The following is an 18,087-nucleotide window of genomic DNA, read 5'->3' as shown; positions in this document are numbered from 1 at the left end:
AAGGCAAACACCATATGTGGAAACCTTTAAATTTGCAGCATAAAAATTTGCACAAACCTTAGAATACAGACAGGCTTTCCCTGAGGTAGTTTACTAAGAGCATCAGTGTTAGAGCTTTGGCCTGTTTAAGTACGGTTGAAGTGAGGTTCATCGATTTGGTTTTCAGTATTTTAAAGTGAATGAGGATATATTGACTTTTGTAATAACATATTATAAAAAGCTTTGAATTACGAAATAAGATTGTATTTTACCCGCATTAGGATAGAAAGAACGATTTAGAAAATCAAAAATATACAGCAAACCCCAACTGCAACGCGAACTATGACAACATACAGTGTAATTACAGGAACAGGAATTTATTTACCCAAGAAAAAGGTGAGCAACAGCGATTTCTTAGACTTTGAGTTTTATGAATCAAGTGGTAACCCCATCTCTAAAGACAACCAATATGTGGTTGATAAGTTTCAAGAAATTACCACGATCGAAGAGCGTCGTTATGTCGCTGATGATTTGGTAGCTTCAGATATCGCTTATTTTGCGGCTAAAGAAGCTATCGCAGATGCGCAATTAGATGCGGAGACTTTAGACTATATTATTGTCGCGCATAACTTTGGAGATGTAAAGCATGGCTCAAACCGAAGTGATATGGTACCTGCACTTGCCGCGCGTGTAAAACACAAACTGAAAATTAAGAATCCGGAGTGTGTCGCCTACGACGTACCCTTCGGATGTCCGGGATGGTTACAAGGGATGATTCAGGCTGATTATTATATCAAATCTGGAGATGCCAAAAAGATCCTTGTAATTGGTACAGAAACGCTTTCTCGGGTTATTGATATACACGACCGTGATAGTATGATCTATGCAGATGGAGCCGGAGCGACAATTTTAGAAAGTAGGGAGCAAGATACCAGAACCGGAATTCTAGCTCATAAAACGCGTTCAGATACCTATCGCTATGCAGAAATGCTCACGATGGGTTGCTCGTATAACATCACTGAAGAGAATAAAAAAGATCTTTATCTCAAAATGAATGGGCGCAGGCTATACCAATATGCGCTAGAAACAGTACCGCTTTCTATTAAGGCTTGCATTGATAAAGCGGGAGTTGACATAAGCGATGTAAAAAAGATTTTGATTCATCAGGCTAATGGTAAGATGGATGACGCCATCGTAGACCGCTTGTACAAGTTGTATGGTTATGAAGAAGCACCTGATGATGTTATGCCTATGATCATTTCGTGGCTAGGAAATTCATCGGTAGCTACAGTTCCTACCTTGTTAGACCTAATTTTGAAGAATAAGGTAGCCGACCATAAAATCGAAGAAGGTGATCTGGTAATTTTTGCTTCGGTAGGAGCGGGAATGAACATCAATGCTGCGGTTTACCAGTTCTAAACACTTTTAGCTGGCGTTTTTACTTTCGTTTTAAAAAAATAATGATAACCTTAAAAGGCTCTAAAAGAGTTTTTTAAGGTTTTTTATTTTGAAAGTATTAATACATGGTATTATTTTTAATAATAATCTTCTTAATAAAATCTTAAACATTAACAATTGGTTGTGATAATTGGGGTAAAAACTTTATTTTTGAGAATGTCAGCAAATGTGTATTATTTTGAATAATATATTGACAATCTACTAACCCTTAATTTAACTGTGTGACTACAAACTCAAAGACAAACAAAGCCACTCATGTCATTGTAGGAATCGGAGCAAGTGCCGGTGGTCTTCAAGCTCTTAACGATTTTTTTGATAATGTTCCTACGGCGTCTTTGTATAGTTATATCGTAGTTCAACATCTTTCTCCTGATCATAAAAGCCTTATGGCTGAGCTTCTTAGGAAAAACACCAAAATCCCTATCGAGGTAATTGAAAATGGAGGAGAGATCAAAGCAAATTGTATTTACCTCATTCCACCTACAAACAATTTGGTGATCGAAGACGGTAAGTTTAAACTTCTTGAGAAGCCTAAGGATAAAACGCTTAACCTCCCCATAGATTTGTTTTTTGAGTCCCTTGCTAATCACGGTAAAGAACATTGCGCAGGCATTATTCTAAGCGGTACGGGTAGCGATGGATCGAGAGGTATTCGTGCAATAAAAGAAAAAGGAGGCGTGGTTATGGTACAGCAGCCCGATCAGGCGAAGTTTGACGGGATGCCGCGTAATGCCATAAAAACGGGACTGGCAGACTATATTGTTCCTGTAGAGCGTATAAGCGATGAATTGTCTAATTATTTTGAAGCGCAGAGCAGTATAGGTTTTGATGCCGAATTATATCAGTATGATGAGCAATTGTTAAAAGACATTTTAACGGTTTTAAAAACAAATACGGCGCTTGATTTCAGTTTATACAAGCGTCCAACGTTGTTGAGACGCATTGGTAGGAGAGTACGTGTTTTAAAATTGGACTCGCTTGAAGGGTATTATGAGTATTTAAAAGCACACAAAGAGGAGGTTCAAATTCTTTATAAGGAGTTTTTAATTGGGGTAACCAAATTTTTTAGGGATTTTAAAGTTTGGGAACTTTTGCAAAGTGAGGTCATTTCAGAAATTATCGCTTCAAAAGAGGATGGCGATATCATTAAAATTTGGGATGTAGGTTGCAGCACAGGTGAAGAGCCTTATTCGCTGGGGATTTTATTTTTAGATGAAATAGAAAAGCAGAAAAAAGACATTTCACTTAAGATCTTTGCAACAGATATTTCACAAGATCACTTGGATATTGCAGGAAGAGGTACCTATTCTGAAAATGTTTTGAGCGACCTGTCTTCTGAGCGTTTGCGTAAATATTTTAGAAAGCAGTCAGAGAATTTTATCGTTAAAGATAATTTGCGCAAGTGCATCATTTTTTCAAATCACGACATTACTAACGATCCACCGTTCAAAAATATGGATATGGTGATGTGTCGTAATCTATTGATCTATCTTCAAAACGATGTACAATCTAAGGTAATTCATTTACTTCATTATGCGCTGAAGCAAGACGGAATCTTAACCTTGGGCTCTAGTGAATCTTTAGGAGTGCATAAAGATAATTTTGAAGAGGTCAATCGCAAATGGAATATTTACCGAAATATAGAAAGCTCAGACCGCTTGAAAACCGAAATTTTAAATTCAACCGCAGAGCGTCAAACATTTAAAAGAAGCGCCAATAGCGCCAAGAAAGGAGCCGTGCAAAATTACAGTAATACCAGCCGACTTAAAGAAGAAATAAGTAAAGCAATAATTCAGCAATATGGCGCAGCAAGCGTTTATATTGATGAAGATTTTCAAATTTTAGAGGCGATGGGTGCCTTTAAAAAGTATGCTCAGTTGCCAGAAGAAGGTTTCACCACAAATCTTATGGAAATGCTTCCTAAAGAGTTGGTAGGCCCCATTAAAAATACCGTTAATAAAGCCAGACGCAAACGCAGTCAAATTCTGTATAAAGATGTTGAGGTTTTTAACGATGCAGAAGAGTTGCAGTCGCGACTTGATGTTTTGATTAAACCCATTAAAAATGGTACTACCGAAGGGGATTTCCATTTTATTGTAACGCTCATTGAGCAAAATAAAGAAGATAACAGAGCGCTTATTGTAGAGCGTGCAGATATACATAAATCCTCTCAGGAGCGTATTAAAGATCTTGAAGAAGAGCTTAAAGAAACGCAGTACGAACTGAGCAATGCCCTTGAAGAGGCAGAAACCAGTAATGAAGAATTACAGGCTTCTAATGAAGAATTACTTGCCTCAAACGAAGAGTTGCAAAGTACCAATGAAGAGTTGCAAAGTGTAAATGAGGAGTTGCATACCGTAAATGCAGAGCATATCGAAAAGATGGAAGATCTTGCAATGCTCAATGCAGATATGGATAACTTGCTTGACAGCACTCGTATAGGGACGGTTTTCTTAGACCGCAACTTGATCATTAGAAAATTCACGCCTGCGATTCGAGAGCATTTTCACCTGGTAAAGCAAGATATTGGGAGATCAATTGAGAATTTTGTGGCGAATTTTGGTATTCGTAAACGCAAAACAATTGTAGACAATTCAAGAACTGTGATGGAAACCGGGCAGGTTTTTGAAAAACGCATTAAAAGTAAATCAGGGCGCTATTTCTTGCAGCGCATCTCGCCCTTTCATACTTCACAAGATACGATAGATGGTGTGGTGATCACATTTATTGATATTCATAAAGTAGAGCAATCGCAAGAGCGCCTGCGTAGAAGTGAAGAGAAATTCAAAGCTTTTTATGAGGATGATCCAGTAATGCACGTTACGATCAATTCGCATACTGGTCTGATCTCTGAGTGCAATAAGCTTTTCGTAGAGACTTTGGGCTTCAAAGAGAAAAATGAAATTATTGGTAAATCTATCTTTGAGTTTTATCCGAAGCGTACGAAGGTTAAAGCAATTGCTTTGTTAGACGAACTCGAAAAATCGGGTAGTATCGCCAATGAAGAATTGATGTTGGAATGTGTTGATGGAGATAAAGTAGATGTATTGTTTAATGCAGAGTTGATGACCACAACTTCTGCGAAAGATACCACCCAATGGCGCTGCACGCTGATGGAGATCACCGATCTTAAAAATGCGCAACAAGAGTTACAAAAGCAAAAAGAAGACCTAGAACGCATCAATACAGATCTAGAACAATTTGTTTCGATTTGTTCGCATGACCTTCAAGAACCGCTTTCGACGATTAGATTCAGTAGTGATTTTCTTTCGAAGAAATTCAGTAGTGAATTGAGTGAAAAAGGTAAAGAATATCTAGGTTATATTCACGAAGCTTCCGGGCGAATGGCAGAGCAGATTAAAGCACTGTTAGAACATAGTCGAATAGGTGAAGACCTTAAGAAAACCAAAGTTGATGTAGGAGAGTTGCTCGAGGTGGTAAAATATGATTTAAACCGAAGCATTCGTGAGGCTAATGCAACTGTTACGGTAAGCAAAATGCCACAATTGATGGCCTATGAGACCGAATTGCGTTTGTTGTTTCAGAATTTGATCAGTAATGCTTTAAAATATCGAAAGAAAGATACCAATCCTAGTATTCGAATTTCAACATTTGCTGATGAAGAGTATCAAACATTTGCAATTGCAGACAACGGGATCGGGATCAAAGAAGATGATCTAGAGGCGATCTTCAAGATTTTTGGTCGCGTTCCTACCGAAGAGAAATATGAAGGTACCGGGGTTGGACTGGCGCATTGTAAAAAGATCGTGAAACTACACGAAGGGAAAATTTGGGTAGACTCTGAGTTTGGCCAAGGGAGTACGTTCTATTTTAAAATTAAACGCTAATTCATGACGCAAGGCCCTAAGTCCTTATATCCAAAAGAAGTATCTCTTACAAATTGCGATAAAGAACCTATACATATTCTTGGTAAAATACAGCATCACGGTTTTTTAGTAGCCTGTGATGCTTCAAGTCATATCATTACCTATTGCAGTGATAATATCTCAGCACTTTTTGATAAATCTGCTGAAGATATACTCGGAAGTTCGTTGAAAGACTTGCTTTCTGAGACGATCAATCAAGAAGTTTTAAAAGCCACTTCAGGAAAAAAATCTATACCCATTCAGCTAAAACTGAAGGATGAGGTATATGTTTTGCTTTCTCATATTAATGAGGGGAATTTGGTTTTAGAGTTTGAGCCACTGCAAGATTCCGGAGATCCATATAATTACCAAAATCAACTTTCAGAAATTGTAGCTCAGCTTAATGCTGCTACTGATGAGCAGGAGATGTGTGATGTAACCGCAACCTTGATCAAAGAGTTTTTTGGTTATGATCGGGTGATGATCTATCGTTTTGATGAAAACTGGGATGGGATCGTGGTTTCAGAAGCACGAGCGTCTAATCTGGAAGAATGGTTAGGATTAAGGTATCCCGCATCTGACATTCCGCAGCAGGCGCGCAAATTATTTTTAAGACAAGGCGTGCGCATCATTGCCGATGTGAAAAGCGAACCGGTGGCGATACAGGCCTTTGGAGGAAAAGAACAAGACAATCCTATCGATTTATCGATAAGTGAGACCAGAGCTTCTTCACCAATTCATATTGAATATTTAGAAAATATGAAGGTTGGGGCTTCGCTCACGGCTGCGATTATTTCTAAAGGGACGTTGTGGGGTTTGATCGCCTGTCATCACTACAGTCCCAAGTTTGTAAATTATTACCAGCGCCAATCCTGTAAATTCATTACACAAGTTTTTTCAAGTCAGTTGGTGTTGATGGAGTCGAATACTTGGCTTAAAAAGATCAACAAAGCCGCTAACTTACGCAGCAAGCTTATTGAGAAAATTACCAAAGACTGGGATATACACAAGGGATTGACGCAAGGTGAGGCAACGATGCTTTCGCTTACAGAAGCAGCCGGAGCTGCAGTGTTCATTGATGGGAAACTTAAACGTGTAGGTGCAACCCCAAAAAAGAAAGATATTAAGGCGCTTATCGTAGCATTACAAGAGCGTGCTACAGATGATTTTGTGACCACGCAACTAATTGAAGAATTGCCAGAAATGACCGCTTTGCAGGAAAAAGCTTCCGGAGTTTTATGCTTGTTCTTGTCAAATACCAAAAAGGATGCTTTACTCTGGTTCAAACCGGAAAAGGTAAAAACGGTAACCTGGGCGGGAAACCCCGATAAAAAGGTTTTGGTAAATAAAGACGAGCGACTTACGCCTAGAAAATCTTTTGAAGCTTGGTCTGTGCAGCAGGAAGGTAAATCGGCACCCTGGCAAGAATATGAGATTACCGCTGCAGAAGCGCTAAAGCAAGATATATCAGAGATCATTCTCGAGAAGTATGATGAAATAAAGGAGCTTCATAACCTGCTTAAAGTGGCCTATGAAGATCTGGAAACCTTCAGTTATAGTGTTGCGCACGATTTGCGAGCGCCGTTGCGCGGAGTTGATGGTTTTGCGCAAATCATCAAGGAAGATTATTTCGATAAGCTCGATGAGTTCGGTCAGTCTTCCATAGAAACTATTATCGATTCTGCTACGCAAATGAACCGACTCATAGATGATATTCTGGCATTTTCTCTGGTTTCTCAGGCCGCGATGCATAAAGATTCATTTTCTATGAATAAGGTGGTAGACGACGTGCTTAAACTGCTCGCGGTTAAACAAGAGTATCCGGCGATCAAGATCAAGGTTCAGGAAGAAATGCCTAAGGCCTATGGAGATCAAAAAATGGTTGCACAGGTCGTTCAAAACTTGCTTACTAACGCTTTGAAATATACCCAAGATGCTGAAAATCCATCGGTCGAAATCGGGTATATGCAAGAAGACGGTAAAGGCTATTATTTTGTAAAAGATAACGGGATTGGTTTTGACCAAATACACGAAAAACGCATTTTCAAATTATTCAATCGTCTCGTGAGTGATGCCTATGAAGGTTCGGGAATTGGATTAACTATTGCCAAGCGTATTGTGAAGAAGCATAACGGGAGCATTAAAGTAAAAAGTGAAGTAGGAGTAGGAAGCACTTTTTTGTTTAATTTGGAATCTTAAATCGAGAGCTGTGAACAGTGATTACATTTTATCAATAGAAGATAATAACACCGATATTGTCTTGATGAACAGGATCTTTAAAAAAAGTATTCCTGAATTTGCCATTAAACATATCACAGACGGCCAGGAGGCGATGGCTTATGTAGAGTCTGAAACCTTTAGGAGTCACCTTCCCAAATTGATTTTGTTAGATATAAAAGTCCCAAAATTAAGCGGACTAGAGATATTAAAAAGATTTAGAAAAAAAGAAGAATTTCAAGCTATACCGGTTGTGATGATGAGTTCTTCTGATAGAAAAGATGAGATAGAAAAAGCCTACGAATTAGGGGCTAACAGTTTTATGGAGAAACCCCGCACGTACCCCGAATTGTCCAAAGCATTACCTGCTTTAATTAATTATTGGATTGTTTATAACAAATAAGATGATCAAAGAAGAATTAAAAATATTAATGGTTGAAGATAACCCGGCCGATGTTACCCTGATCAGGCGGGAGATCTCTAAAGTTGCCGAAAATGCCGAGTTGACCGTATGTAATAATGTTACAGACTTCAGGTTGAATCTTATTAAGAATCCGCCAGATTTGATCATTTCAGATTATAATTTACCTACAAGTTCAGGGCTCGAGATTTTGGAGGTAGCGCAACGCTTGACACCTTCAGTAACCTTTTTGTTCATTACAGGAACGATCAACGACGAGGAACTCGCGGCAGACACTATTTTGAATGGTGCTTCGGGTTATATGCTGAAGAAAAACATAAGCAAATTACATCAGCGTTTGGAGCCGTATTTGAATGCGATTTCAAAAAATGGTCCGATGATGCATCCGGTGCGTAAGAAAATCGTAGAGAGTAAAAAACTGGTACGAGACATTGAAGTATTTCTAGAGAATTTTTCCAGAGAAAATATGTCTCATCGCGAGGGAATGCTCAAAATTCAAGAAGACCTTAAACGCCTTAAATCAGGATATGATTTTAAAACACTTAAAGAAGCAGACCGAGACCCTACACAAGAAGACTGAAGAAGATAATCTTGCTAAATACATTTTAGATCATAGTATTGATCGAGAAACCTATAAAAGGCTGCTTCAACAAAATTACCTGGCTTACGCAAGAATCGATGCGTTGTTGGCCTCAAATGCATCTATTTTAACTACGGAATTAAAGCCTTTTGCAGATAAAGCTAAAAGCAGTGCATTAGCTGAAGATCTAAAAAGACTTAATGCTGAAATTCCACAAGTTGATCCAGTAAAAGATTCCTATTCTGCTGCGTTCCTTTTGGGATTGATTTATGTAGTTGAAGGTTCAATGATGGGCGGTTTGCTCATTAGGAAGAATCTCGAAGCCTGTACGCATTTAGAAGACATTGAACAGCATCATTTCTTTGGGAAATCAGCACCTGAAGTAATGCAGCGTTGGAAAGCTTTTACTCAAGCGGTTGAATCACAGACCTATACCAAAGAAGAGCAACAGCAAGCTGTAGACGGTGCACATACAGCCTTCAACATTTTTAAAGATTCGTACAGCTACGCTTAGATTTTTTCACACTCCAGCATAACAGTGGTGCTATCTTCAAGCGTTGTAAAGAAGAGGTATAAATCACCGCCGCTTTTTACTTTGAATTTGGCTCGTAAACTAGCAACTGATTCTTTAAAATTCCGTGTGGTGATGTTGGCTTTTTTCCCTTTTAAGAATTTAGCAATATTCTTTTTTGAATACGGATGAACCGCATTGATTTTAAAACACCTGCCCGGAAATTCGATTCTTTCAGTTGAAGTATACAAATGGGTGTTGGGTGCTAGTTTATCAAGCTTATAATGTGATGAGATCCAGTTAAAGCAACCTAGTTTTAGCAGTGCCGCGTTGGGTTCGTATAAATAGTTTGAAGGTGAGTCGTAGGTCGCTTCGGCGGTTTGCAAATCGAAGCCTTCAATTGAAACCGGAAGATCAAACGCACTAGTTAAGTTTACAGCGATCAATTCAATATCCGGTTGTGTTTCATTAGAAAGCACCCAAAGCAATTCTTTAACTTCGTTTTTTACCGCTACGCAGTGAATTTGAATTACATTTTTCAGTTCGCGTAAACCTGCAGCAATATCTAATAACGGACTGGTTTTAATCACAAGAAACATGGCTTGATCTAATAGGAAATCAAGATGCTCAGGAATATTGGGTTCGCAATCCTTCAGCATAAAAACTTTTCCCTTAACCTCATTTCTTCGGGAAGGATCGCAATAGATCAAATCAAAATTGCCGACAGTATTCTTGATGAAGTCTATGCTATTTTGATTGATGGTTTTGATGTTCTTAGCACCTAGAACTTCAAAATTGTGTTGTGCGAGTTCGCTCAATTCGGCATTCATTTCGCAATGTATGACCTCGTCAAAAACAGTGCTTAGAAAATAGGTATCGATTCCTAAACCGCCCGTGAGGTCAATAGCACTTGAGCCGGAAAACAAGGATGCTTTATAACGTGCAGTCTCTTCTGATGAAGTTTGTTCCAGGTTAAGTTTGGGAGGATATAAAATTTCTGGCTTTTGAAACCAAGATGGAAGTTTGCGTTCTGCCTTTTGTAAGCCAATGATTTGTTGCGCTAGTTCTGGAGCGCTTACGTCTTCAAAGGGAGACTTACTCAATAGTATTTTGGAAACATCTGCCTTGTAATGCGCTCTTGTGTAGGTTATAACCTCTTGTTTTAAAAGGCTTTTATTAAGAGTCATACAGGTTTTTTGTAAGCTTTTGAACAATTTTATATTCCGAAAGGAACTCCTTGGCAATTACTTTGATCGCAGTGTACGCAGGAATGGCGACCACCATACCGAATATTCCGAAAATCAGTCCTGCAATTACGATCACTAGGAAAATCTCTAGCGGGTGCGATTTTACGCTACTTCCAAAAATAAGCGGCTGATTGATAAAATTATCGATCAATTGTGCGATGCAATACCCAATGAACACGTAGATCATTTTAGGTAAAATAACCTCTTGAAAGTCTGCTGTAAAATTCCCACTTATCACGAGTAGCATCATAACCACGCCACCCACAACCGGACCAATATACGGAACAACATTAAGCATCGCGCAAAAGAGTGCTATGGCAAAAGCATTAGGTATTTGAAAGCTTACCAGTAAAATAGCATAAATGGTAAACAGAATCATAAGTTGAAGTAAGATCCCCAAAAAGTAGCGTGAAAGCAATTGTTTGGTTTTGTGAAAAACCCTGCGAAACCGGCGTTCTTCTCCTGTGTTGGCAAACACCAGAAAACTATCTAAGAGTAAATGACTGTCTTTTAAAAGGAAAAAGGAAATGAAAACTACCGATAATAAGCCGACAATCAGCGAACTAAAGTTCCCCAAAATACTGTTGATGAAGGTAGGAATTACCGAAATATCAAAGTTTTTGATAAAGTCTGACTGCTTTAAACCTTCAATTAAGGTTACTTGATCAACCCCCATCGCACGGCTGAATTCAACGTTAAGCCGGTTGATGTTGTGTTTTACTTCTTCAAAATTGATCTTGCTTATGTGTTCGCTTTGATCGATCAAAATGGGAATGAATAAGGCTAAAATACCTGAGATCACACAGATCACCATAAGTAATGTGGTGATTGCCGCCGCAACAGCACCAAATTTACACTGGTGCTTTAAAAAGTTCACCACGGGACGACCTATCAAAGAAATGACTGCTGCTATACAGATAAAAATAAGCACCGCTTGTATTTGGTATAAAAACCAAATCACAAATACAATTCCACCCAAAATTCCCAATGCTCTGAGAATTCCGTAGGCAATAACCTTAGACTTATTTTCCATTATTGGGGTTGTTGATGAGTTGGTAAGCAGCTATTGCTGCGGCCTGACTAACGTTCATGCTGCTGTTTTTTCCGTGCATCGGAATGTACGTAATATGATCTAAGATATTCAAAACATCTTTACAAATTCCGTAGCGTTCATGGCCTAAAACTAATGCTATTTTTTTAAATGCGCATTCATTCAAGGAAGCAAGCGGTTTACTGGTTGTAGTGAGCTCGAGTCCTATAAGATGGTAACCTTCATCTTTAAGCCCTTGAAGAGTTGTAATAACATCTGCATCTGGCGAGTAGGGAACCAGCTTTTCACTGGAGCGCGCAGTGCGTTTAAGCCGCGTACTATCAAATTGAATAGTAGTGTTGCAAAAGTAAATATGGGCGATTCCCAAAGCATCTGCCAAGCGAAAAAGGCTACCGGCATTGGCCGGACTATTTATTCCGTCACAAACTAAAACAAAAGGAAAGGTTTCCTTTTTAAAAGGAGTATTCTCGTGAATGAGCTGTTCAGTTTTCAAAGGCATATTTTATGATATTGGCTCCCATTTGTAAGGCGCGTTGTCGCACCTCTGGCGGATCGTTGTGTACGGCTGCGCTTTCCCAGCCATCACCCAAATCGCTTTCTAAGGTGTAAAGAATAACCAGGCGTCCTTCGCGAAACAAGCCAAATGCTTGCGGTCTTTTGCCATCGTGCTCGTGTATCTTAGGTAGTCCTTCTTTGAAGGTAAATGCTGTTGAAAAAACAGGATGATCTGCAGGAAGCTCTATGAGTTCTTCTTCAGGAAATAACTTTTTTAATTGCGGACGTAAATATTGATCAATACCATAATTATCATCAATATGTAAAAAACCACCACTGTTTAAGTAGTTGCGCATATTCTGAAGCGCTTCATCAGAAAAAAACACATTTCCGTGGCCGGTCATATGTACAAAGGGATACTGCATAATTGCAGGGTCTTTACTGGTAACATTGGCGACTTTGGGTTGGATAGCGGTTTGTATATTGGCATTACAAAATTGCACCAGGTTGGGTAACGATGTTGGGTTTGCATACCAATCGCCACCGCCTTCATATTGCAAAACGGCGATTTGCTGTGCATTAAGCGAAGTCGCTGTGAACACCAATGTTAATAAAGAAGCAAACCAAAACTTAACCACTTTAGTATAGTTTTTTAAATTGAAGAACGAAATTACTTATTTTCTAGGCAACACCCTATTAATTTAAAACAGCAATATGTGTTTCTCAATCAAATTGAATAGCTGCATATGAGTACATCAAATACAGATTATCTTGCTCAGATAACGCCAATACTGCCCGTAAAAGATGTATTGGAAGCGCTTGAATTCTACATCAAAAAGTTAGGCTTTGAGCTGATTTTTATTGATGAAGAGCGCAATCCACGGTATGCGGGTATTAGACGGAATAACATCGCATTGCATTTGCAGTGGCACGATGCAGCCGAATGGGAACACGATCAAAACCGTCCTATGCTGCGCATTCAAGTACAGGGCATAGAAAATTTATACAAAAAATATCAGCTTATGGGTGTGTTTCACAACCATACTTCTCTAGAGGAAAAACCCTGGGGAACTTTAGAGTTTGCCTTTTACGATCCGTTTAAAAATGGATTGATCTTTTATGCGGAAGCTTAAGATGCTTAGGCCTTTACCTTTTCCTTCAAAGGGATTTGATTTTTGATCAAATCATCAAAAGTTTCGCGCTCGCGTATAAGGTGTGCTTTTCCGTCAAGGAATAAGACTTCTGCCGGACGATATCGCGAATTGTAATTGCTCGCCATACTGAAACAATAAGCACCAGAATTGCTAAAAGCGAGAATATCACCTTCAGCGATCTCTGCAATTCTTCGGTTTGTGGCAAACGTATCGGTCTCACAAATATATCCTACAACCGAGTAAAAGCGTTCGCGGCCTTTCGGGTTGCTTATATTGGTGATCTCGTGACGGCTTCCGTAGAACATAGGGCGAATGAGGTGGTTAAAGCCACTATCTACCTGCGCAAAAACAGTTGAAGTCGTTTGTTTGATCACATTGACTTGTACAAGGAATTTTCCTGCTTCACTCACAAGAAACTTTCCGGGTTCAAAAACAAGCGTAAGCGGCTTGCCGTAGTTTTTTTCAAAGGCATTAAAACGCTTGCTCAATTTCTCACCAAGCTCTTCGATATTGGTTTCAATATCTCCTTCTTTATAAGGGACCTTAAAACCACTACCAAAGTCTAAAAACTCAAGGTCTTTAAAATCTTTGGCTGTATCAAAAAGAATTTCTGCAGCGTGAAGGAACACGTCAATATCCAGGATATCACTACCGGTATGCATGTGAATTCCGTTGATATTCATTCCGGTATTTTTTACGATACGCAACAAATGCGGAATCTGGTGAATACTAATACCAAATTTACTATCAATATGTCCTACTGAAATGTTTGTGTTTCCACCGGCCATCACGTGCGGATTGATGCGTACACAAACCGGAGTTTTAGGATGTTTTGTACCAAATTGCTCCAGGATAGATAGGTTGTCAATATTGATTTGCACGCCCATTTTTGCAACCGCTTCCAGTTCGTCTAAGGAAACCCCATTAGGCGTAAACATAATTTTAGAAGGATCGATTCCCGCTGCAAGGGCAAGGCGCACTTCTTGTATACTTACCGTGTCCATCCCGGCACCAAAACCGTGAATCAACTGAAGCACTGCAAGATTAGACAAGGCCTTAACTGCATAATTGATGCGCAGGTTTTTAACCTTGTTAAAAGCACCGGTAAGACGTTTATATTGCGATTCTATTTTTTCGGCGTCATAAACATACACAGGGCTCCCGTGTTCTTTTGCAATGGCAAGTAAGTTTTGGTTGGTCATAATCAATACACTTTAAGCCTGCAAATCTAGTATAGATAATTTAGTTTAAAGCAGGCTTCGGTCAAAAAATATAGCGAGAAGTACATTTTAAAGCTAAAAAACGCATTGGATTTTAGTTGGTCTTTTTAATAGCCTACGCAAAGGTTTTAAAAATGCGGTATTGAAACTAGAAATCAAAAGTAAATTGCTAGCAGGGTTTGCGCTAAATACTTATTTTTGCTCTGCAAATTTCAAATATATAGAAACGCCTGATTATGAATCTACACGAATATCAAGGAAAAGAAATACTTAGCAGTTTTGGAGTGCGTATACAGCGCGGTAAAGTAGCAACTACTGCTGCAGAGGCAGTTGAGGCTGCAAAAAAACTTACAGAAGAAACCGGTACGGGATGGCACGTGATAAAAGCGCAAGTTCACGCCGGAGGTAGAGGAAAAGGCGGTGGAGTAAAACTGGCTAAAAACCTTCAGGAGGTTGAACAAATTGCAGGAGAGATCATCGGGATGAATCTGGTAACTCCGCAAACTTCAGCAGAAGGAAAAAAAGTACATCAAGTGCTTGTTGCTGAAGATGTTTATTATCCAGGAGATAGCGAGCCGGAAGAATACTATATGTCTGTTTTATTAAACAGAGCTACAGGAAAAAATATGATTATGTATTCTACCGAGGGTGGAATGGATATCGAGGAAGTTGCTGAGAAAACTCCACATTTAATTTTTACTGAAGAAATTGACCCTGCAACAGGATTGTTAGGCTTTCAAGCAAGACGTATCGCTTTTAACCTAGGTTTAAGCGGAACTGCTTTTAAAGAAATGACCAAGTTTGTTGCAGCATTATATAAAGCGTATTCAGAATCTGATTCTTCATTATTTGAGATCAATCCTGTGCTTAAGACCAGCGATGATAAAATCATGGCTGTAGATGCTAAAGTGTCTTTAGATGATAACGCATTATACCGTCACAAAGATTACGCAGCAATGCGTGATAAGCGTGAAGAAAACCCTGTAGAGGTTGAAGCGAAAGAAGTTGGTCTTAACTATGTTGATCTTGATGGTAACGTGGGTTGTATGGTAAATGGTGCCGGACTTGCAATGGCAACTATGGATCTTATAAAGCAAGCGGGTGGTGAGCCGGCTAACTTCTTAGATGTTGGAGGTACAGCGGATGCAGAACGTGTAGAAACTGCATTTAACTTAATTCTTAAAGATCCTAACGTAAAAGCGATTCTTGTAAATATCTTTGGTGGTATTGTTCGTTGCGATCGTGTTGCACAAGGTATTGTTGATGCCTATAAAAACATGGGAACGATCAATGTGCCTATTATTGTAAGACTTCAAGGAACCAATGCTGATATCGCAAAAGAATTGATAGACAATAGTGGTCTTGATGTTCAAAGTGCTATTCAGTTTAAGGAAGCTGCAGATAAAGTACAGCAAGTATTAGCATAAACACTAATTAAAATACATCCGATTCATCGGAATTTTAAGCCTCAGTCAGTTGACTGAGGCTTTTTTATTGGCACCTAAATGATGAAATGCCGCTTTCTCGTTAACTACTGGTATATCCCGAATCTGAAAATTTGGTGTTAACCTATAACGTTTGAGCATGGGGCGCGATAGTTTATTTGTTGAGAGCTTGTAGTAGTTGTAAATGATTGTAATTCAGAAGAATGTATTTAGCTTAATGGATTTAGTTTTGGCTCTAACTCTTTGGTTTTCAGTTGTTAACTTCGTTAATAATCTGTTAAAAACAATGTTGAGGTGTAACTGTTTGAGGTTTGAGCCGTCTTTTTAGTACATCATTCAAAAATCAAACATTATGAAAACTTTTAAAACAATGGTACTTGCAGTTGCGATCATCTGCGGTACAGCGTTAAACGCAAACACCACTGAACCAACCGAGCCAAGCTCAAAAACTACAAGCGCAGCTGTAAAGCGTGCAATGAATGTAGAACTGGCAAATCTTTTAGCAGAGCCTAACTTTAATGTGGAGCAAACCACATCGGTTAAAGTATCTTTTACTGTGAATAGCGACAACGAAGTAGTTGTGCTAAACGTAGACTCAAAAGATGCCTCTATTGAAAAGTATATTCAGGGGCGTTTGAACTACAAAAAGCTTGATTCTAAAGCTTTAGTGGGACAAACTTATCACGTACCTGTAAAATTAGAGAGTACGTTATAAATGCAGTTTTTAGTTAGTAGAAAGAGCCCGGCTGAAAAGTCGGGCTTTTTTTAGGTCTTATAATTATTTAAAATGCCATTTTGACGTTTGTGTTTCAATAAAAACAGACAAAAAGTCGGTTAAATTCTAGTGGTATCCAATTTGCTATTAATTGAGTGTAATACTTAATAACAACAAAATTTTTGAGATATGAGCTTAGTTAAAAGAACAAACGAAAACTGGTTACCATCCATTTTTGATGATATGTTTAAAACCGATTGGCTGGGAGGAACAACCAATGTTAATAGCATAGGCGTGAGCATTCCAGCAGTAAACATCATCGAGAAAGATAGTGGATTTGAAGTAGCAGTTGCTGCTCCGGGTAAAACCAAAGAAGATTTTAATATTGAGTTAGATAATGATGTGCTCACCATTTCTGCTCAAGAGCAAAAAGAAGCTGAGACTAAAGAAGAAGGAAGATTCACCAGACGCGAGTTTAGCTATAGCACTTTTAAACGTGCCTTTAGCTTACCAGATACAGTGAACAGTGCAAAGATTGAAGCTAGCTATGAGAATGGGGTGCTCAATATAGTAATCCCAAAAAAGGAGGAAGCAAAAGTTCAGGCAAAACGCTTGATCGAGATCTCCTAAATGTTAAGTAAGTAAGTTTTTTTGGTTAGTGAAGAGTCCCGGGTCATTGAATTGATTCGGGATTTTTTTATTGGCATCGCAAAAAGTTTTATTTCGCACAGGCTTTTCCAGAGGTAGTTTTCTCTTCGATTATTTTCTTGGGTGAAACGTATTTAAAACATCTGCCAGATGGGAGCGATCGACGTGCATATACACTTCGGTAGTAGTAATGCTTTCATGTCCCAACATTTGTTGTATGGCTCTTAAATCGGCTCCATTTTGAAGCAAATGTGTCGCAAAAGAATGTCTAAACGTATGCGGACTGATCTTCTTTTTGATTCCGGCTTTTTGGGTATGTTGTTTAACCAAGGTAAAGATCATCGCTCTTGTAAGTTGCGCGCCGCGGCGATTGAGGAATAGGATGTTTTTAAATTCGGGCTTAGGTGTTTCGTGAATGCGAATTTGATCCCGATAAATCTCAATATATTTTTGGGTGATGGGAGCAATGGGCACAAAGCGTTGTTTGTCTCCTTTACCGGTAACCAAAATATAGCCTTCATCAAAAAACAAATCAGAAAGTTTAAGATTTAAAACTTCAGACACTCGTAGACCACAACCGTATAAGGTTTCTAGTATGGCGCGATTACGTTCGCCTTGTGGTGTGCTTAGATCTACCGCATCAATAATGCGATTCACTTCATCTTCAGAAAGCGTATCGGGAAGTTTTCTGCCAATTTTAGGGGCTTCAATAAGATCGGTGGGATTGTCTTTACGATAATCTTCAAAAACCAAATACTCAAAATATCCTTTTAAGCCTGAAATAAGTCGGGCCTGCGATGAGGCCGTGAGTTCTTTTGCATAGGTATAAATAAAATCTTGCAGCTGTTCTTTAGTGATGGAAATAGGTGAAGCTTCAATCGAATGTTCATCGATCCACTTGATGAGCTTGTTGATGTCTAAACCATAATTCACAACCGTATTCTCAGAAAGTCCTCGTTCTATCTTTAAGAATAATTTATAGTCTATTAACGAATTTTGCCAATTCACAAATGAAATGCGGTTTTTTTAGGAAGCTTTTAAAAATAGTTTATCAAAGCCTTAATAGTTTCGTGTAGCTAA

Annotated in this window: 16 protein-coding genes; 10 read left to right on the top strand and 6 right to left on the bottom strand. The window is 38.8% G+C overall.

The window, feature by feature from the left end; genetic code table 11:
• Positions 1 to 321: 321 nt before the first annotated feature.
• The 6 genes from WA338_RS09015 to WA338_RS08990 all read left to right on the top strand — a co-directional run bounded on the left by WA338_RS09015 (position 322) and on the right by WA338_RS08990 (position 9,035).
• On the top strand, positions 322 to 1,398 hold the full coding sequence (locus WA338_RS09015) for a 3-oxoacyl-ACP synthase III family protein (protein WP_272985052.1): 1,077 nt from the start codon (positions 322 to 324) through the stop codon (positions 1,396 to 1,398).
• A 260-nt stretch (positions 1,399 to 1,658) separates the two neighbouring features.
• Positions 1,659 to 5,285, top strand: a complete 3,627-nt coding sequence (locus WA338_RS09010; RefSeq protein WP_336093105.1) for a chemotaxis protein CheB — start codon at positions 1,659 to 1,661, stop codon at positions 5,283 to 5,285.
• Between the two features lie 3 nt (positions 5,286 to 5,288).
• Positions 5,289 to 7,502, top strand: a complete 2,214-nt coding sequence (locus WA338_RS09005) for an ATP-binding protein (protein ID WP_336093104.1) — start codon at positions 5,289 to 5,291, stop codon at positions 7,500 to 7,502.
• A 10-nt stretch (positions 7,503 to 7,512) separates the two neighbouring features.
• Positions 7,513 to 7,923, top strand: a complete 411-nt coding sequence (locus WA338_RS09000) for a response regulator (RefSeq protein WP_272985048.1) — start codon at positions 7,513 to 7,515, stop codon at positions 7,921 to 7,923.
• A gap of 1 nt (position 7,924) precedes the next feature.
• Positions 7,925 to 8,521, top strand: a complete 597-nt coding sequence (locus WA338_RS08995) for a response regulator (RefSeq protein ID WP_336093103.1) — start codon at positions 7,925 to 7,927, stop codon at positions 8,519 to 8,521.
• A complete protein-coding gene (locus WA338_RS08990) occupies positions 8,469 to 9,035 on the top strand; it encodes a biliverdin-producing heme oxygenase (protein ID WP_336093102.1) in 567 nt (188 codons plus the stop codon). Before WA338_RS08995 ends, WA338_RS08990 begins: the two co-directional genes overlap by 53 nt.
• Here the strand turns inward: WA338_RS08990 and WA338_RS08985 are convergent.
• From WA338_RS08985 to WA338_RS08970, 4 genes are read right to left on the bottom strand one after another with little or no spacing between them, the layout of a single operon-like run.
• Positions 9,032 to 10,219, bottom strand: coding sequence for a class I SAM-dependent methyltransferase (locus WA338_RS08985; RefSeq protein WP_336093100.1), 1,188 nt, complete (start codon positions 10,217 to 10,219; stop codon positions 9,032 to 9,034). The genes WA338_RS08990 and WA338_RS08985 overlap by 4 nt on opposite strands.
• Complete coding sequence (locus tag WA338_RS08980; RefSeq protein ID WP_336093099.1) at positions 10,209 to 11,312, bottom strand: AI-2E family transporter; 1,104 nt, start codon at positions 11,310 to 11,312, stop codon at positions 10,209 to 10,211. The genes WA338_RS08985 and WA338_RS08980 overlap by 11 nt, the downstream gene beginning before the upstream one ends.
• Complete coding sequence (locus WA338_RS08975) at positions 11,302 to 11,823, bottom strand: TrmH family RNA methyltransferase (protein WP_336093097.1); 522 nt, start codon at positions 11,821 to 11,823, stop codon at positions 11,302 to 11,304. The genes WA338_RS08980 and WA338_RS08975 overlap by 11 nt, the downstream gene beginning before the upstream one ends.
• Positions 11,813 to 12,463, bottom strand: a complete 651-nt coding sequence (locus tag WA338_RS08970; RefSeq protein ID WP_272985039.1) for a DUF4159 domain-containing protein — start codon at positions 12,461 to 12,463, stop codon at positions 11,813 to 11,815. The genes WA338_RS08975 and WA338_RS08970 overlap by 11 nt, the downstream gene beginning before the upstream one ends.
• Before the next feature lie 108 nt (positions 12,464 to 12,571).
• Here WA338_RS08970 and WA338_RS08965 point away from each other — a divergent pair, with 108 nt between their 5' ends.
• The gene (locus WA338_RS08965; protein WP_272985038.1) at positions 12,572 to 12,958 is read left to right on the top strand and encodes a glyoxalase superfamily protein; all 387 of its coding nucleotides are present in this window, start codon (positions 12,572 to 12,574) and stop codon (positions 12,956 to 12,958) included.
• Between the two features lie 5 nt (positions 12,959 to 12,963).
• Here the strand turns inward: WA338_RS08965 and lysA are convergent, their stop codons facing one another.
• A complete protein-coding gene (lysA, locus tag WA338_RS08960) occupies positions 12,964 to 14,181 on the bottom strand; it encodes a diaminopimelate decarboxylase (RefSeq protein WP_009779810.1) in 1,218 nt (405 codons plus the stop codon).
• A 254-nt stretch (positions 14,182 to 14,435) separates the two neighbouring features.
• Between lysA and sucC the strand changes: the two genes are divergently transcribed.
• From sucC to WA338_RS08945, 3 genes are all read left to right on the top strand, one after another.
• Positions 14,436 to 15,626 (top strand): ADP-forming succinate--CoA ligase subunit beta, encoded by a 1,191-nt coding sequence (gene sucC / locus WA338_RS08955; RefSeq protein WP_009779811.1) that lies wholly within the window; start codon positions 14,436 to 14,438, stop codon positions 15,624 to 15,626.
• Between the two features lie 370 nt (positions 15,627 to 15,996).
• Positions 15,997 to 16,359 carry a hypothetical protein gene (locus WA338_RS08950; RefSeq protein WP_009779812.1) on the top strand — a complete coding sequence of 121 codons (363 nt, stop codon included), beginning with the start codon at positions 15,997 to 15,999 and terminating at the stop codon, positions 16,357 to 16,359.
• 189 nt (positions 16,360 to 16,548) lie between these two features.
• Entirely contained in the window at positions 16,549 to 16,989 is a 441-nt protein-coding gene (locus WA338_RS08945) for an Hsp20/alpha crystallin family protein (protein ID WP_009779813.1), read from the top strand.
• Between the two features lie 129 nt (positions 16,990 to 17,118).
• Here WA338_RS08945 and xerD read toward each other — a convergent pair whose 3' ends face one another.
• Positions 17,119 to 18,015: a site-specific tyrosine recombinase XerD gene (gene xerD, locus WA338_RS08940; protein ID WP_272985033.1), complete on the bottom strand. Its 897-nt coding sequence runs from the start codon at positions 18,013 to 18,015 to the stop codon at positions 17,119 to 17,121.
• Between the last annotated feature and the right edge of the window lie 72 nt (positions 18,016 to 18,087).

The sequence above is a fragment of the Leeuwenhoekiella sp. CH_XMU1409-2 genome, assembly GCF_037029365.1.
GTDB lineage: Bacteria > Bacteroidota > Bacteroidia > Flavobacteriales > Flavobacteriaceae > Leeuwenhoekiella > Leeuwenhoekiella blandensis.
This window is presented reverse-complemented; position numbering and strand designations above follow the sequence as displayed.

Coding starts and splice junctions, on each gene's coding strand:
- WA338_RS09015 (WP_272985052.1), top strand. CDS start 322: ATGACAACATACAGTGTAATTACAGGAACAGGAATTTATTTACCCAAG.
- WA338_RS09005 (WP_336093104.1), top strand. CDS start 5,289: ATGACGCAAGGCCCTAAGTCCTTATATCCAAAAGAAGTATCTCTTACA.
- WA338_RS08995 (WP_336093103.1), top strand. CDS start 7,925: ATGATCAAAGAAGAATTAAAAATATTAATGGTTGAAGATAACCCGGCC.
- WA338_RS08990 (WP_336093102.1), top strand. CDS start 8,469: ATGATTTTAAAACACTTAAAGAAGCAGACCGAGACCCTACACAAGAAG.
- WA338_RS08985 (WP_336093100.1), bottom strand. CDS start 10,219: ATGACTCTTAATAAAAGCCTTTTAAAACAAGAGGTTATAACCTACACA.
- WA338_RS08980 (WP_336093099.1), bottom strand. CDS start 11,312: ATGGAAAATAAGTCTAAGGTTATTGCCTACGGAATTCTCAGAGCATTG.
- WA338_RS08965 (WP_272985038.1), top strand. CDS start 12,572: ATGAGTACATCAAATACAGATTATCTTGCTCAGATAACGCCAATACTG.
- lysA (WP_009779810.1), bottom strand. CDS start 14,181: ATGACCAACCAAAACTTACTTGCCATTGCAAAAGAACACGGGAGCCCT.
- sucC (WP_009779811.1), top strand. CDS start 14,436: ATGAATCTACACGAATATCAAGGAAAAGAAATACTTAGCAGTTTTGGA.
- WA338_RS08950 (WP_009779812.1), top strand. CDS start 15,997: ATGAAAACTTTTAAAACAATGGTACTTGCAGTTGCGATCATCTGCGGT.
- WA338_RS08945 (WP_009779813.1), top strand. CDS start 16,549: ATGAGCTTAGTTAAAAGAACAAACGAAAACTGGTTACCATCCATTTTT.